Annotated in this window: 15 protein-coding genes; 9 read left to right on the forward strand and 6 right to left on the reverse strand. The window is 46.0% G+C overall.

Annotated features, from left to right (window positions below):
- The first annotated feature begins 18 nt into the window (after window positions 1-18).
- The 9 genes from AC2A4J_RS02585 (at window position 19) to AC2A4J_RS02625 (ending at window position 8,792) form a co-directional block, all read left to right on the forward strand.
- Window positions 19-837 (forward strand): sulfite exporter TauE/SafE family protein, encoded by an 819-nt coding sequence (locus tag AC2A4J_RS02585; protein ID WP_484174796.1) that lies wholly within the window; start codon window positions 19-21, stop codon window positions 835-837.
- Between the two features lie 9 nt (window positions 838-846).
- On the forward strand, window positions 847-2,067 hold the full coding sequence (locus AC2A4J_RS02590; protein WP_484174797.1) for a pyridoxal-phosphate-dependent aminotransferase family protein: 1,221 nt from the start codon (window positions 847-849) through the stop codon (window positions 2,065-2,067).
- Window positions 2,067-3,293, forward strand: coding sequence for an allantoate amidohydrolase (locus AC2A4J_RS02595; protein ID WP_484174798.1), 1,227 nt, complete (start codon window positions 2,067-2,069; stop codon window positions 3,291-3,293). Before AC2A4J_RS02590 ends, AC2A4J_RS02595 begins: the two co-directional genes overlap by 1 nt.
- A gap of 290 nt (window positions 3,294-3,583) precedes the next feature.
- Entirely contained in the window at window positions 3,584-3,949 is a 366-nt protein-coding gene (locus AC2A4J_RS02600) for a cupin domain-containing protein (RefSeq protein ID WP_484175086.1), read from the forward strand.
- 172 nt (window positions 3,950-4,121) lie between these two features.
- Window positions 4,122-5,066, forward strand: a complete 945-nt coding sequence (locus AC2A4J_RS02605) for an ABC transporter substrate-binding protein (RefSeq protein ID WP_484174799.1) — start codon at window positions 4,122-4,124, stop codon at window positions 5,064-5,066.
- 7 nt (window positions 5,067-5,073) lie between these two features.
- Window positions 5,074-6,084 (forward strand): FecCD family ABC transporter permease, encoded by a 1,011-nt coding sequence (locus AC2A4J_RS02610; protein WP_484174800.1) that lies wholly within the window; start codon window positions 5,074-5,076, stop codon window positions 6,082-6,084.
- Complete coding sequence (locus AC2A4J_RS02615; RefSeq protein ID WP_484174801.1) at window positions 6,077-7,108, forward strand: FecCD family ABC transporter permease; 1,032 nt, start codon at window positions 6,077-6,079, stop codon at window positions 7,106-7,108. The genes AC2A4J_RS02610 and AC2A4J_RS02615 overlap by 8 nt, the downstream gene beginning before the upstream one ends.
- Before the next feature lie 30 nt (window positions 7,109-7,138).
- A complete protein-coding gene (locus AC2A4J_RS02620; RefSeq protein WP_484174802.1) occupies window positions 7,139-7,999 on the forward strand; it encodes an ABC transporter ATP-binding protein in 861 nt (286 codons plus the stop codon).
- The gene (locus tag AC2A4J_RS02625; protein ID WP_484174803.1) at window positions 7,992-8,792 is read left to right on the forward strand and encodes an IucA/IucC family C-terminal-domain containing protein; all 801 of its coding nucleotides are present in this window, start codon (window positions 7,992-7,994) and stop codon (window positions 8,790-8,792) included. The genes AC2A4J_RS02620 and AC2A4J_RS02625 overlap by 8 nt, the downstream gene beginning before the upstream one ends.
- 51 nt (window positions 8,793-8,843) lie before the next feature.
- On the opposite strand, the gene AC2A4J_RS02630 is transcribed toward AC2A4J_RS02625, so the two are convergent.
- From AC2A4J_RS02630 to AC2A4J_RS02655, 6 genes are all read right to left on the reverse strand, one after another.
- Window positions 8,844-11,264 carry a TonB-dependent receptor gene (locus AC2A4J_RS02630; RefSeq protein ID WP_484174804.1) on the reverse strand — a complete coding sequence of 807 codons (2,421 nt, stop codon included), beginning with the start codon at window positions 11,262-11,264 and terminating at the stop codon, window positions 8,844-8,846.
- Between the two features lie 127 nt (window positions 11,265-11,391).
- Window positions 11,392-12,351 (reverse strand): FecR domain-containing protein, encoded by a 960-nt coding sequence (locus tag AC2A4J_RS02635; protein ID WP_484174805.1) that lies wholly within the window; start codon window positions 12,349-12,351, stop codon window positions 11,392-11,394.
- Window positions 12,344-12,871: a sigma-70 family RNA polymerase sigma factor gene (locus tag AC2A4J_RS02640; protein ID WP_484174806.1), complete on the reverse strand. Its 528-nt coding sequence runs from the start codon at window positions 12,869-12,871 to the stop codon at window positions 12,344-12,346. The genes AC2A4J_RS02635 and AC2A4J_RS02640 overlap by 8 nt, the downstream gene beginning before the upstream one ends.
- A 190-nt stretch (window positions 12,872-13,061) precedes the next feature.
- Complete coding sequence (gene puuE / locus AC2A4J_RS02645; protein WP_484174807.1) at window positions 13,062-13,985, reverse strand: allantoinase PuuE; 924 nt, start codon at window positions 13,983-13,985, stop codon at window positions 13,062-13,064.
- Window positions 13,986-14,025: 40 nt separating this feature from the next.
- Complete coding sequence (locus AC2A4J_RS02650) at window positions 14,026-14,757, reverse strand: aspartate/glutamate racemase family protein (RefSeq protein ID WP_484174808.1); 732 nt, start codon at window positions 14,755-14,757, stop codon at window positions 14,026-14,028.
- 7 nt (window positions 14,758-14,764) lie between these two features.
- Window positions 14,765-15,430, reverse strand: a complete 666-nt coding sequence (locus tag AC2A4J_RS02655; RefSeq protein ID WP_484174809.1) for a GntR family transcriptional regulator — start codon at window positions 15,428-15,430, stop codon at window positions 14,765-14,767.
- Window positions 15,431-15,512: the final 82 nt, after the last annotated feature.

Raw genomic sequence — 15,512 nt, forward strand, 5'->3', positions numbered from 1 at the left:
TTAGGAGCGAACAGAAACATGTCATTCATAATGGAAAACTATTCCATGATTCTCGCCATGATGGCCACTGGTGTGGTTGGCGGTATTTTAGCCGGTTTGTTGGGTGTCGGCGGCGGTATCGTTATCGTGCCGGTGTTGTTTTTCTTGTATCAAGGCTTGGGTGTCAGTGCGGATACCGCCATGCTGGTGGCAACAGCGACGTCTCTAGCGACCATTATTCCGACCTCTATTAGTTCAATTCGCGCCCATAAAGCCAAAGGCAACGTGGATTTCGATCTGCTGAAGCGTTGGGGCTTTTTTATCTTTTTAGGCGTAATGATCGGTAGTTTTGTGGTGACTCGTGTTGATGGCGAATGGTTGACTCTGTTGTTCGGTATTATTGCGACTTTGTCGGCATTGAATATGTTGCTGGGCAAAAAAGACAGCATGTTCAAATCTTTACCGGGTTATGCTGGTCAAGGCGTGATGGCGACCTGTGTTGGTTTCTTCAGCTCTATGGTAGGTATTGGCGGCGGTACGTTAACGGTTCCTATGCTGACCTTCTGTAACTACCCTGCGCACCGTGCTGTCGGTACTGCGGCGGCAGTAGGCTTGATCATTTCCTTGCCAGCAGCCTTGACCATGTTGATCTTCGGACAAAGCCCAATTGACTCCCCTTACGGTACTGTCGGCTTGGTTAACTTGATTGGCGCAGCTTGTATCATTCCATTGACGGTTTTGTTTGCTCCTGTTGGCGCGGGATTAGCGCATCGCTTAGACGCAGCCAAATTGAAGAAAGTCTTCGCTGTCGTGTTGATTTTCACAGGCATCAAAATGCTTTATCAGGTTTTAGGTTAGGAGATCATTATGCAGCCGCTTTCATTACCTCCAAGATTATTAATGGGTCCAGGGCCAATTAACTGCTATCCACGCGTGTTGTCGGCGATGTCGACTCAGCTAGTGGGACAATACGATCCCACCATGACTAGTTACATGAACGAAGTCATGGAGCTATATCGTCGTGTTTTTAATACTCAGAATCAGCAAACCTTTTTAATCGATGGTACTTCTCGTGCCGGTATTGAAGCGGCTTTGGTGTCTTGCCTAGAGCCTGGCGATAAAGTGCTGATCCCTATTTTTGGTCGCTTTGGTCATTTGTTGGCTGAGATTGCCGAGCGTGCTGATGCCGAGGTTCACACTATCGAAGTGCCTTGGGGCGAAGTATTTGACCCACAGCAAATTGAAGACGCGATCAAGAAAGTACAGCCAAAATTATTGGCGATTGTACAAGGCGATACTTCGACAACCATGTTTCAGCCATTAGAAGAGCTAGGCGATATTTGTCGCGCTCACGATGTGTTGTTTTATACCGATGCTACGGCATCGATTGGTGGTAACCCGTTGGAAGTGGACGCGTGGAAAATCGACGCTGTGTCAGTGGGTTTGCAAAAATGTCTTGGCGGCCCATCAGGCAGTGCGCCAATTACATTAAGTGATCGCTTTGTGTCTTGTGTACGCAAACGCGCCCATGTGGAAGCGGGGATTCGTGATGCTCATCACCAAGGTTCGTCTGGCATGCGTATTCGTTCTAACTACTTTGATTTGCCTATGATCATGGATTATTGGGGCGATGAGCGTTTGAACCATCATACGGAAGCGGCCACCATGTTGTTTGGTTCTCGTGAATGCGCCATTCAGTTGCTTAGTGAAGGTCAGGACGCGGTGATTCAGCGTCATCAGTTGGCTAGCAACGCCATGTTGCAAGGAGTTCTTGCTATGGGATTGCAGCCATTTGGTGATTTGAAACACAAAATGAGCAACGTCGTTGGTGTATATATTCCGTCTAATGTTGATGGTGAACAAATACGTCATGATTTGCTGAACATTTTTAATATCGAAATCGGTACTAGCTTTGGTCCATTAAAAGGCAAGGTGTGGCGTATTGGCACCATGGGTTACAACGCTCGCCAAGACGCTGTTTTGCATACTTTACAGTCCCTAGAAACCGTACTTCGTCGCGCTGGCTTTGCATTACCTGCTGGCGCTGCAGTAGATGCAGCCATGTCGGTTTACGCAGGAGAAAAATAATGACAGATTACGGCAAACTCGCTCAGTTGGTCATGGACCGCTGTGACGAACTTGGCAAAATCAGTCAAAGCGACGATTGTCTAGATCGTCGTTATCTCACCAAAGAACACAAACAAGCCAATGGATTGGTGGGTGGCTGGATGCAAGAAGCAGGCATGCAAACCTGGCAAGATGAAGCCGGTAACCTTTGGGGGCGCTGGGAAGCAGCCGACCCAGAAGCGCCTCGCTTTATCATGGGCAGCCATTTGGATACGGTGCCGAATGGTGGTCAATATGACGGCATGTTAGGTGTGATTACGCCTGTTACTTTGATAGCAGCCATGAACCAAGCAGGTATTCGTCTGCCTTTTCACCTGGATGTAGTGGGATTTGGTGACGAGGAGGGCACGCGTTTCAGCTCTACCTTACTGGGGAGTCGAGCTTTAACGGGTCAATGGCCTGCAAGCTGGGCCGATGTGAAAGACAGCGATGGCATTAGTTTATCGCAAGCACTGAAAGACTTTGGCTCAGACTTTGCGAGTATTCCCAATGCGGCCATCTCAACCGATAACTTACTTGGTTACCTTGAACTGCATATTGAACAAGGACCAGTGCTGGAAGACTTGGATTTACCTGTTGGCGTGGTAAGCGCCATCGCAGGTGCGAAACGCTTTGAATTTAATGTCACTGGCATGGCCGGACACGCGGGAACTGTGCCAATGCCCCTTCGTCAAGATGCGCTTTGTGCCAGTAGTGAGATGATTCTTGCAGTGGAGCGAGTGGCGCAACATCATGGCATAGTTGCTACCGTTGGGCGTATTCAGAATCGCCCAAATGGCGTCAATGTTATCTCAGGCAACACAGGCTTTTCCCTCGATATTCGCAGCGAGTTTGATGACAAACGTGACGTCGCGCTCGATGAAATCTTGCAGGAATTAGACGCCATTGCGGCCCGTCGTAATGTAGGTATTGAGCGCAAAGCGACCCATGCTGCTGACGCGGTGCATTGCGACGCCAAGCTACAAGGCGTATTGCGCGATGCGATTGAAGTGCAAAACATCCCCGTTCACACCTTGTTCTCTGGCGCAGGACACGACGCCATGGCGATTGCGGATATTTGCCCTGTGGCTATGTTATTCATGCGTTGCGACAAAGGCATTAGTCATCACCCAGCGGAAGCGATTGATACACCAGATGTGGCGGTGACCTTGGCTGTGTTGAATCACACATTGCAGAATTTGGTGTAACGCCTCGCTCCTGTTGTACTGAACCCAGTATCACGCTTCGCTCCCCGAGCAAGCTCGAAGAATCGCTCTAGCGTGATTCTGGATGCAGTTTGTGATGGGCGGTTGAAGAATCGCTTTCACGTTATGCTGGGAAGCTAGCCTTTTTCGGTTAAAAGCTTCCATGCGTTTAATTGGCGCAGACGTGTCGAGGAACGAGACAATACGCAAGCCAATTGAATTGCATGGACGTTGGTGATGACGGAAAACGAGCAGACTAGAACTTATAAATTTTGTAAGTAGAGAGAATTTTGATGATTTTTACGCGTATTTTTAACGATGATCAGGGTAAAAGCCACTTCGGTGATTTGAATGTTGATGTTCGTGATGGTGGCCCCATCGGTTTCTTGTCGGAGCGTTTTCCAGTGGGGGAAATGATGTTTCGTGAAACCCCAAGCGACTATGATTTTAAATGGCATCCAGCGCCGCAGCGTCAGCTTTTGTTCATTATAAAAGGCCGTTGTGAGTTTAAAGTGTCGTCTGGTGAAACCCGCCAATTTGGTGCAGGTGATGTGGTTTTGTTAGAAGACACAGAAGGCGAAGGCCACTGCAGCAAAGCCTTATTCAACGAAGTCAGACACTCGATTTTCGTTACCTTGCCGGAAGATGTGGTGTTTTAGCACTATACGTTTCAAATAGAACTGAGCATAAATCTAAGAAGCTTGAATCACATGGTTCAGGCTTTTTTATTGTCTTTCATCTGGTCTTTTACACCATGTTTAATGTTTATGAGGATGATAATTGTTATTATAAGCCTTTGCTAAAAATAACAATCTAAGGAAGCTCCTCAAAATGCAGGTAAACCGAGTAAAACGTTGGGTGTTGTTGCTGGCGATGTGTGTTTTGGTTGCTGTGCCTGTGACTCCGGTCATGGCGTCAGAAACAAAGACGATCACTCATGCGATGGGGAGTTCTGAAGTTCCCAAAAAAGTCTTACGTGTGGTGACTTTGTTTCAAGGAGCAACCGATTCTGTAGTGGCGTTGGGTGTGACGCCAGTTGGTGTGGTGGATTCTTGGGCACAGCAGCCAACCTATGAATATTTGCGAGATGATTTGCAAGACGTTGCTCATGTGGGATTGGAAACTCAGCCAAATCTAGAAGCCATTGTAGCGCTGAAACCAGATTTAATAATTGGTACCAAGTCTCGTCATGAAAAGATCTATCGTCAATTGTCACAGATCGCGCCCACGGTAATGGCAGAAAATGTGTATGACTTTAAAACCACGTTGGATTTAACCGCTGAGGCGTTGAACAAACAAGAGAAAGGCAGGCAGGTTTGGGACGATTTTCAACAGCGTATTAGTGTTTTCCGTAAGGCCATCAAGCAGCGCGAGGCAAACTGGCCTTTGACCGCCGCGGTTTTAAATATTCGCGCGGATCATTTGCGCTTGTATTTGAAGCAAAGTTTTTCGGGTGTGGTGTTGAACGAGATAGGCTTTCAATTCCCTTTGCCAAATGAAAAAGGTTGGGGAGTTAAGCTGAAAACGAAGGAAGCCTTGCCAAGTGTGAACGCAGACGTGTTCTTTATTATCCTGCAGTCTAATGATGCAGCCGTTAAGCAAAATTACGATGCGTGGCGTGCCCACCCATTATGGAAGATGCTCACCGCCCCTAAAAACCAGCAAGTGTATGAAGTAGATAATGTGGCTTGGTTGTTGTCAGGCGGGATTTTAGGGGCTGAGAAAATCTTGGATCAGCTATACCAAATCTATAACTTACCTCAGGCAGGCCACTAGAGCGTTTATGGTCTTACTCAGTAGCCGCACTTTTAAATGGAGCCTCCTTGCTCTGTCTATTTTATGCCTGGTGGTCTCTTTAATGGGGAGCATAGCCTATGGCCAGTATGTTGTTTCAATGAAATCAGTTTGGACGGCGTTTTGGGCATACGATCCTCAATCTATTGATCACGTTATTATCCGCACTACGCGTTTATCGCGCGCTCTTGTTGCTTGTTTAGTTGGCTCGGCGTTGGCGGTGGCTGGCGTTTTAATGCAAGCCTTAACGCGTAACCCGTTGGCTTCGCCGTCTATTTTTGGTGTTAACGCGGGCGCCGTGTTTGCGATTGTTTTGTTTTCCACCTTCTTTTCGGTCACTTCCCTGAATACGTTTTTATGGCTGGCTTTTTTGGGCGCGAGCGTGGCTGGTGCGTTAGTTTATGGGTTGGGTAGTTTAGGAAAAGATGGATTGTCTCCGGTTCGTATTGTCTTGTCTGGGGCAGCAATTTCCGCGCTCTTCATGGCGTTCACCCAAGGCATATTGGTGATAGGTCAAGAAGGCTTAGACAGTGTGTTGTTTTGGGTGGCGGGCTCCGTATCGGGTCGTGATTTGTCTATGGTAATGCCATTAGCGCCCGCTTTTGTTGTCGGTATTGTGTTGGCAATTCTGGCTGCGCCACAGATCAATATTCTGTTGTCTGGCGATGACATTGCTAAGGGATTAGGGCAGAACACGGTGTTGATTAAGGTGGTGCTGAGTTTGCTGATTATTGGCTTGGCAGGCGGTTCTGTCGCCCTCGGTGGCAGTATTGGTTTTATCGGTTTGATGGTGCCACATATGGTGCGTTCCGTGGTGGGTTATGATCATAAATGGTTGATCCCATTAAGTGCTTTATGGGGGGCAATTTTGCTACTGTGTGCTGATGTAATTAGTCGTTTTGTGATCATGCCAGAAGAGGTGCCTATAGGTGTGACAACGGCTATTTTGGGGGCGCCCTTCTTTATTTATTTAGCGAGAAAAGGGGGCAAACGTGAGTAAGTTTTTCAGCGTTCGCCATCGATTCTTTTCTTTCTCGACCCCTGCGCGTTCCTTGTGGTCGATGTTTATTCTCTTTGTTGTTTTTTTAGCGATTATTTTGCTTTCCCTGTGTTTGGGTGAAGAGTTTGTTACTTTGCCTCAGGTATTTAAGGCGCTGCTTGAAGAGGCTAATCAAGCTGCGCAGTTTGTCGTGGAAACCTTGCGTCTACCAAGGGTGCTGATGGCGGCCATGGTGGGCGCGGCCTTGGCATCGTCTGGGTTGGTGCTGCAATCCATGATACGTAACCCGCTGGCGTCCCCTGACATCATTGGCATTACTGGCGGCGCTTCTGCGGCCGCGGTGTGTTTCCTATCGTTTTTTGCGACGGCAATTGGAATGATCTGGTTGCCTGTGTTTGCTATTGCAGGCGCTTTGTTAGCGGCTTTGTTGATCTACGCGCTTGCTTGGAACAGTGGCGTGACGCCGATGCGGTTGGTATTGGTCGGCATTGGTATTTCCTCGGCGATGGGCGCAGTGACGACCTTTGTTATTGCGGCAAGTCCACTTTCGACCAGCATTACGGCGTATATCTGGCTGACAGGCAGTGTGTATGGTGCAAGCTGGGTTGAGGTGAAGGCTTTGTTACCTTGGTTGTTGGTTTCATGGCCGTTGGCGTTTTATTTGGCGCGTCGTGTGAATACTCAAGAATTGGGCGATCAATTGGCTACGGGCTTGGGTATCTCCGTTCAGCGTTTGCGTTTGGCCTTGTTGTTTTTGAGTGTGATTATGGCGGCGCCAGCCATTGCTTATGCGGGGGCGGTGGGTTTTGTGGGTTTGATTGCGCCGCATATTGCTCGTCGTCTTGTGGCACGCAGCTTTGCGCTTTTGCTGCCAACTTCTGCATTGGTGGGCGCTTGCTTAGTGATGCTGGCAGACTTATGTGGTCGTTTATTGTTTCAGCCTTTGGATATTCCTGCTGGTGTTTTTGTGTCTGCTATTGGTGCACCATTTTTCATTTATTTACTCTATCGACAGCGGTTCTAAGTCGGTTGGTCATGTTGGGATTTTTTAACCATGAGTTTGTCTGAAAATCATGTATTAGGCGATAAGGTATTAACTCAGAGTCCATTAGAAAGTGTGACGCTTTCTTTAGGTTATGAGAAAAAAACCATTATTAAGTCTTTGGATTTAGCTATTCAGTCTAACCAAATTACAGTGCTGGTGGGCGGTAATGGCTGTGGTAAATCTACCTTGCTGAAGTCGTTTGCGCGGTTATTAAAGCCATCTTCAGGGCAGATCCTCTTGAATGGTGCAGATATTCATTCATTGTCCGGAAAAGACGTGGCTCGCAAGCTGGCTATCCTTCCACAAGGGCCTGTTGCGCCAGAAGGTTTAACGGTGGAACAGTTGGTGCGTCAAGGTCGCTATCCTCATCAAAATTGGTTGCAAAGCTGGACGGAAGAAGATGAGTGTTTAGTACGTAAAGCTTTGCAAGACACCAATATGACTGAGTTTGCTGATCGTTCCATAGATGCTTTGTCTGGTGGGCAGCGGCAGCGAGCTTGGATTGCTATGGCGCTGGCACAGAATACCGATATTTTGTTATTGGACGAGCCGACAACCTATTTGGATTTAACCCATCAGATAGAGATTCTCGATCTGCTGTTTGAGCTTAATTTGACCCAGAATACGACTATTCTAATGGTGTTACATGATTTGAATCTGGCTGCTCGTTATGCCCACAAAATGATCGCCATTAAAGATGGCTCTGTATTTTGCCAAGGCGCACCAGAGGCGATTTTAGATCATGACATGGTGAAAGCGGTATTTGATATGGAATGTCATATTAGCGCAGATCCACTGTTTGGTACGCCAATGTGTATTCCTTATGGAAAAGGTCGCAAGGTCGACGCTCAGGCCGTTAAGAATGTTTAAACAAGACAATAAGCATGTACTCCTTTCTGCTGAGTGGGAAGTATTGGCGGGATTTGGGCTTAAGGCTTATCAGCAAGATGAGCCGCTTGCGATTGATTCAAGCAAGTTATTAGATGACGACTTGTGTCTAGATACATTACGCAAAATCATGCCAGAACTCGGCGCTCCAAATCTGAAAATAACGGCGTCTTTAGTAATCAAACGAGTGGCATTTCTCACGCTTGCTCCTGTTTTATACGCCATGTCTGGGTTCGATAAAGGCCTTGATGGCTCCATAGAAAACAGCGTTTTCGAATATCCGTTAGACAATAAAATTTGGCAATCTAAAATGCCATTAAAGGATACATCGGTGTCTGTTTTCGAAAGCCCAAATAGCGAAGATCGAGACGCTTGGCGAGGTGAGATCTTGAGTAGGGTCTTTTCGGGGCATTTAACCTTGTTGGTCGAGCAATTTTACCGCTTAACCAGAGTATCGCGACGCGTTCTCTGGGAAAATATCGCAGTGCGGGTTTTTAGTATTTACGAACAACGTATTCTTACCAATATTGCTGAAGAGAAAAGGGCGATAGCGGAAGCGGATTATGCGTATTTGCTTGATGAAACTACGACGAAGCTGTTTGGCTTAAAAGAGAATCCGTTGACGGTTTTTTATCGAGATAAGCAGTTAACGGCACTATCGGAAAACCCTGTTCGAGTTCGACGGACCTGTTGTTTTTACTACCAAGCGACTGAGCCGCCAGTGTATTGCGGCTCCTGTCCTTTGCCATTGAGAAAGAAAACAACCTCGCCTTAATCCTCCCCTTGAAGGTAAGAGGAGGAGGTTGTTCTCGTCGTTTTTGGAAGGTTAAAAGTCTAAGCCATAAGCCAATGTCACAGTGCGGCCTCTTCCTTTGAAGTAGAAGCTGTCATTTGCGTAGGCGGCTTGTGAATAGTAAGTGAAATAATCTTCGTTCAAGAGGTTAGCCACTGAGACATTCATCTTGCCTACTGGCAGTTTATAACCAATAGATGCATCGACTAGAGTATATCCGTCAAAGTCTAAATTCTCATTATCAAAGCTTCGGCTGAAGGCGTGGCTTACTTGTAGTAAAGAAGACAACTTTTCATTCCAATTTGCGTTCCATGAAGTAACTAAACGATTTGGTGATATATCAGCTCCTGTTAGCTTAGTCTCTACCTTTCCATCACCATCTGTGTCTGATTTACCTTGAATGAAAGAATAGCTAGCTTGCAACTTGTGCTTTTTGTTTAGTTGGAATCCTAAAGACGCCTCTGCGCCTTGAATTTCTTTCTTTTCACGTTTGACAATATAAAGCCCATTTTCTTCAACGATACGGCTACCTAGGTCTGAGTCAGATTCGTAGTAGCTTAACTCGAAATCGTATGGATGGTGGTTTACACGAAATCCCACTTCATAGTTATCGGTCACAATTGGGGATAGATCTATCAGCGAATCAACGTCTTGACCTGTAATATCAACCCCGCGAAGTACGCGTCCAACGTCAGGCATGCCAAAGCCTTGTGAGTAGTTGGTGAAAACACTTACGGCCGGTGTTATTTTGAAAACAGCACCTGCGTTGTAGACAGTTTCGTGGAAACTTGGGCTCCCTCCATTGACTGTTACACCGTTGTTAGCGGCCACTGTCTGATAGGTGCCTACGTCTAATTTAGCGTGTTCATCACGAACACCTGCCTGCAACACCAAGCGCTCGGTTGGCTTATATTCAAACTGAATGAAAGGTGCATAGTTGGTATATTCTGTTTCTGGCACATAAGTGCGGTTGGTTAATATCAATGTCTGACTGGTTTTGTCCTGTAGTAAATCTAACCCTGTCGTGATGCTTAAAGTATTATCTAATAGGTCATTTTTGGTCAGGCTAAACTTCGCACCGATTTTTTCAGATTGGTTTTGGCTTTGGTCGTAAAGGGTGCCGCTTGGAGCAATGCTGGTGTCCTGAAAACTGTTGGAGTTTGATGCTCCGTAACGACCTTCAAAATCTTGATGAAAAGCTTGGGCTTTAAACTCCATGCCATCAAGGTCGCTGTCAGTGTAGAAAAGACTGGTTGTTTGCACGTCGTTATAAGGAGCCACGCCGTTTGGTGGTGTGCCTTTGACAGAGCTGGTGGCAACACCATTGTCTCTGTCACCATCCACTCCGGTAAAGTTCATGCGTCCTTTCATTTGGTACTTATTAACTTCTAGTTCGAGTCTCTGATCGTCGCCTAACCAGTAGCCTAATTTGACAAAAGCGTCATAGCTTTTTGAATCCATTATGTCGCCACGAACGGTTGCCGCCCCAACATAGTTACCATCGGCATCGAGGTACATGCCTTGCACTTCGTTGGTTAGACCGACAAGGTAATCGAAATCGCCTTGTGAGCCTTCTGCTTGATAGCCAATTTTATAAGATAAGGTGTCGCTGCTTATTTTTTCAGTCGGTGTGGTCATTTGTACATCGACATGTTGTTTTATCTTGTTGGAACGCGTTGATTTGGTGATGAAGTTAATGATGCCGCCAGTTGCTCCTAAGCCATGAACCGCGGTTGCGCCATGGATAACTTCGATGCGTTCCACCATAGAAAGGTCAATAGTGTGGGCAGATCGACTGCCTTCTCGAATGGGGTTGGACTGTGGCACGCCATCTATCATGTATAAAACAGAACGGCCGCGGAATGTCTGGCTGCTGTTATTCAGTTTTTGTGTATTTGGAGAATAAGCTGGTAGAAGGTTAGACAGGGCTTGAGAACTATCGGTTGAAATAGAAAGTTGCTCCTCGATTTGCTCACGATTGATAACGGTAATGACCTGAGGGCTGTCTTCTTTTTTCGTATTAGAGCGGCTGGTTTGGATAACCATAGCATTAAGATTAATTGCTTGGTTGTCTGTTGTCTGGTACTGGCCACGTTCTACCAAGCTATAGGTACCATCTTGATTAGGAACCATCTCTAAATCAGTAGTAGATAACAATTGCTCAATGAGTTCTATCGGACTGGTATTGCCAGAAATGCCTTTACTTTGAAGGTCTCGCGTTAATGTTGAGTTAAATGAGAGTGCTATATTGTGACGAGCAGCAAACGTAGTGAGGGCGTTTCCAAGATTGCCAGCTTCAATTTTTAGTGGTTGCTGAACGCTCTGGCTTGGTGCTTCTTGTGCCAAAGTAAGTGGGCTAATACCAGACGCGATTATCAAACCACTGCAGGTTAATGTTGTGCTGATTACCTTCTGAAATTGTGTTTTTAAATGTGTTTTTTTACGGGTAGACATGGCCACCTCCTTTTTCAAATTAGGATGCTTATTAGTTGTTTAACTACTAAGCCACCTGAAAAGAAAAAAAGTGTCAGCCGAAATAGGAATTATTTCGTTTTTTTTGATTAGGTGGTTTTTGACTTCCTTAAACGGCTTCTAAAGTGACCCAATAATTCCCCAGATGACTGTTTATTTGAATAGGGTAAGTGTGCGATAGCATGCTGAAAATGGTATTGATGTTTTTAAGAGGAAAAGCACCTGATATATCGATGTTTTCAATATCGGGAGAAACTCGTAGTAAGCCTCTATGATAGCGAGAGACTTCTCTGATGAACTGGTTTAACGGCATATTGTGAACAGCTAGCATGTTGTCTAGCCATGAAGTGGTTTCTGATGCGAGTGTTTTACGAGATAAAATCCCATGACTGGATAGCTCGATTTGATAACCAGTGCTAATGGTATTGTCTTGCGTGTTTTTTACCAGTCTAGGTGACGCTTCAACCTGACCCTCAATCACCCCTAACCTGGTTAGACCGCTATATTGGCGTACGGTGAAATTCGCATCCAAGGGCGATAAAATTGCATCCTGTGTCTTGATTGTAAAAGAGGGCAGCTGTTGAGAATGTGTCGATACAGTATGAACTTGGATTTCACCTTCTCGCAGTGATAATAAGCGTGCCTTGTCATTAAAAGAAATATCAAATGCCGTTGCCGTATTGAGCTTCACCATAGTACCGTCTGGTAAGGTGACTTGCTTTTGCTGTCCTTTCGCAGTGCGATAATCGGCGTTCCATTGCTGACTGTCGACTGTTTTATAGCCTCCCCAAATTAACGGTCCAGAAGCCAATAATAATGCCAGCTTGCCAATAGTTAAACGACGTGTTGCATCGTCAGGTCGATTCAATACTGCGTAAGCAATGTCTTTAGGTAAAGTGTCCACTTGATTGATAAAGTGTTGGGCTCGTTGCCATGCGAACTGATTGTCTTTGTCTGCTTCTAACCAACCTTGTAGCTGTTTTTGTTCGCTGTCAGTGAGTGGCTTTTCTTGTTGTCTGATTAGCCAATCAGCGGCTTCGTGCATGCTCTTTTTTGATATCTTATTCAAAAAAGTCGTCCCCCATCAAAACAAAGCACTTAACATAAGCTTGTTTCATATATCGCTTCACTGTGGCGAGAGAAAGCTGCATATCATCGGCTATTTGTTGATATTTTTTACCCTCTATTTGCGATAGCAAAAATACCTGTTTTACTTGGCTTGGAAGGCCATTTAGCAAAGCATCTACTTCCTCCAAGGTTTGTAAAATAATGAACTCATTTTCAGGAGAAATTACGAAAGATTCTGGCTGCTTTGCTAATAGCTCTAGGTACGCCTGTTCTAACGATTTTCGTCTGTAAAAATGACACACAAGACCTTTGGCAATCGTTGCTAAATATGCCTTGGGTTCCTTGATGGTTGCCGCATTTTGCTTCGCGTGAATACGCAAGAAAGTATCTTGAGTTAAATCAGCGGCATCGAATTGGCTGTCTAAACGTTTACGAATCCATGTGAATAGCCAGCTGTGGTGGTTGACATATAAAGAGTGCATTACGTCATGTTGCACACTGTGGTTCGCATTGTGCGGCATGAAACCAAGCCTTAAATAGTGGAATGATAATTAATATCATTAAAAGGCTTTGTGGCTACCATGTCAAGAAGCGTGTTGGCGTGGATGCTATTTTGCATCGAATAGAGAGGAAAAAGCGCCGTTGTAAAGTGAATACAGGCGCTCTCCATTTCTTTGTTGGTCATTGTATTAAAAGGTTTTTAACGCCAAATCATTCTGGAGGATGATTTTCGATCCAATGATCCGCGATGTCTCCACGGCGTGCGATCCAGACGTCGTCGTGGGATTGTACGTAGTCTAAGAATTTCTTCAGTGCCATAAAACGACTTGGTTTACCGAGTGTTCGGCAGTGCATGCCGATGGACATCATTTTGGGTGCGGTCGCGCCTTCTTCATACAAACAATCAAAGTTGTCTTTCAAGTATTGGAAAAACTCCTCCGCGTGATTAAAGCCATAAGGCGAGGAAAACTTCATGTCGTTGCAGTCTAGTGTATACGGCACGATTAGGTGCGGTTTGCTGCCACCATTTGGAGTGTCGACCTTTACCCAGTAAGGTAGGTCGTCGCCGTAGTTGTCGGAATCGTATTTGAGTTGCGCTTGCTCGGCCACTAAGGCGCGAGTATTTGGCGAGTCGCGCCCTGTGTACCAGCCAGCAGGTTTAACGCCGGTAACTTCTTCGATTAAGGCGAGGGCTTGTTGCATGTGCTCGCGTTCTTGCTCGATGGGCATGTCTTGGTAGTGAATCCATTTTAAGCCATGGCAGACGATTTCGTGTTTGCCTTCCACAAAAGCTTTTGCTACTTCCGGATTGCGCTGTAAGGCGGTGGCGATGGCAAAAACAGTGAGTGGTAATCCACGTTTTTCGAACTCGTTAAGAATACGCCAAACGCCAGTGCGTGAACCGTATTCGTAAAGGGATTCCATGCTCATGTGACGGTCTTTGAAAGGCTGTGCACCGAAAATTTCCGACAAAAAAGTCTCGGCATGTTCATCACCATGCAATACGCAGTTTTCACCGCCTTCTTCAAAGTTTAAAACAAACTGGACAGCAACTCGTGCATTGTTGGGCCATTTTACGTTTGGCAGCCCTTGGCGGCCATAACCCGCGTAATCGCGTTCTAAATAGTGTTTCATTATCTGTGTTCCATTATTTTTTTATGTCGTTTAGTAGCGGTTATAAACTCCAGTGGGCATAGCTCCCAGTAAAAGCTTTGCTAACACGCTGTCCGTATTGACCTTTTTTAGAGGTTTGTAGCCCTAACTGATGCAATGATTCTGCCAGTTTTACCGCGGCGACAACGCCATCAATGATAGGAACAGGCAATTCCGCAGACAGCTTTTCAACTAAGTTAGACATGCCAGCACAACCTAGCACAATGGCATCGGCGCCATCTTGTTCGATAGCCGCTAAACATTCCGTTTTCAGAAGTTGATAGGCTTCAGGATCGATATTTTCTAATGCCAAAACAGGGATGTCGGTGGCTCTTACTCCGCTACAATGATGCTTATGACCATACTTTTGTAGTAAATGCTCACTCGCTGGTAAAGTGCGAGATAGCGTGGTCACAACACCAAAACGATGGGCAATCAGGCTGGCCATGTGAAAGCCCGCTTCAGCAATGCCGATGACAGGTGCGTCAGCTAATTCGCGCGCTGCATCTAGAGCTGGATCGCCAAAGCAGGCGATAATATGAGCGTCGACACCTTGTTGTTTACCTTGTTCGATAAGATCGAGAAGAGCCGCGCTGGCGATGACTTCATCAAAAGCACATTCGATGCTTTTGGGACCATGTTCTGGTGTGCAGGCAATAATCTGGGTGTTATCTAGCGCAACCGTTTGTGCACTTAAGGCCATAGCGTGAGTCATGTCGGCGCTGGTGTTTGGGTTAATTAGTTGGATTCGCATGGTGCTCCTAGCGGCCAAAAAGTTGTTGGAAATCGATGCTCTCTTCAGGTTTGCTTTCGAGAATGAGTGAGGATTTGATGTGTTTTAGATGGTGGCTCATCCAGTTTTGCGCCTTGTCTGTGTTTCCTTGATCAAGAAGATCCAGTAGCTCCGAGTGTTCTCCGCAGTCGCAACCAACACTGCCGCGTGTGCCGTAAGCAGCCAGTATTAAAGAAGATCGATAACAAAGCTGTTCGATAAAGCTGGCGAGCACTTTGTTGCCTGATAATGTGGCCAATTCATAATGAAAGCGAGCGGTTAACTGAATAGAGTCAGCAAGTTGATTACTTTCTTCTGCGTGTTTTTCTTCTATCGCCATAGTGCGAAAGCGTTGAGACTGCGCCGAATTCCAGTGCGATAGTAAAGCCGGGATGAGTTGTGGCTCGATTAATATTCGACTGTCTAGTACTTCTAATGCCTCTGCTTTGCTTGGGTGATTTACTTGTGCGCCTTTGTTTTTCTCGATCAGCACAAAATGTTCTAAGGCGAGCCGCTGTAATACTTTGCGAATGCCGGTTCTGCTTACGCCAAAGGCCTCTGATAGACGGTCTTCTGGTAAGCGCGCACCTGGTGGCAGTTGGTGTTCGACAATCGCTTTTAACATTTGTCGGTAGATGTTCTCGTCATTGGACATGTTGCTCTCTATTAACTGTATACAATCTATTGGTAAATATTGTTGATGAAATAATATAGCACGACAACTCGTCAGGTACATC

It is taken from the genome of Marinomonas sp. ATLA20 (genome assembly GCF_057180105.1).

Coding starts and splice junctions, on each gene's coding strand:
- AC2A4J_RS02585 (WP_484174796.1), top strand. CDS start 19: ATGTCATTCATAATGGAAAACTATTCCATGATTCTCGCCATGATGGCC.
- AC2A4J_RS02590 (WP_484174797.1), top strand. CDS start 847: ATGCAGCCGCTTTCATTACCTCCAAGATTATTAATGGGTCCAGGGCCA.
- AC2A4J_RS02595 (WP_484174798.1), top strand. CDS start 2,067: ATGACAGATTACGGCAAACTCGCTCAGTTGGTCATGGACCGCTGTGAC.
- AC2A4J_RS02600 (WP_484175086.1), top strand. CDS start 3,584: ATGATTTTTACGCGTATTTTTAACGATGATCAGGGTAAAAGCCACTTC.
- AC2A4J_RS02605 (WP_484174799.1), top strand. CDS start 4,122: ATGCAGGTAAACCGAGTAAAACGTTGGGTGTTGTTGCTGGCGATGTGT.
- AC2A4J_RS02610 (WP_484174800.1), top strand. CDS start 5,074: ATGGTCTTACTCAGTAGCCGCACTTTTAAATGGAGCCTCCTTGCTCTG.
- AC2A4J_RS02620 (WP_484174802.1), top strand. CDS start 7,139: ATGAGTTTGTCTGAAAATCATGTATTAGGCGATAAGGTATTAACTCAG.
- AC2A4J_RS02625 (WP_484174803.1), top strand. CDS start 7,992: ATGTTTAAACAAGACAATAAGCATGTACTCCTTTCTGCTGAGTGGGAA.
- AC2A4J_RS02630 (WP_484174804.1), bottom strand. CDS start 11,264: ATGTCTACCCGTAAAAAAACACATTTAAAAACACAATTTCAGAAGGTA.
- AC2A4J_RS02640 (WP_484174806.1), bottom strand. CDS start 12,871: ATGCCGCACAATGCGAACCACAGTGTGCAACATGACGTAATGCACTCT.
- puuE (WP_484174807.1), bottom strand. CDS start 13,985: ATGAAACACTATTTAGAACGCGATTACGCGGGTTATGGCCGCCAAGGG.
- AC2A4J_RS02650 (WP_484174808.1), bottom strand. CDS start 14,757: ATGCGAATCCAACTAATTAACCCAAACACCAGCGCCGACATGACTCAC.
- AC2A4J_RS02655 (WP_484174809.1), bottom strand. CDS start 15,430: ATGTCCAATGACGAGAACATCTACCGACAAATGTTAAAAGCGATTGTC.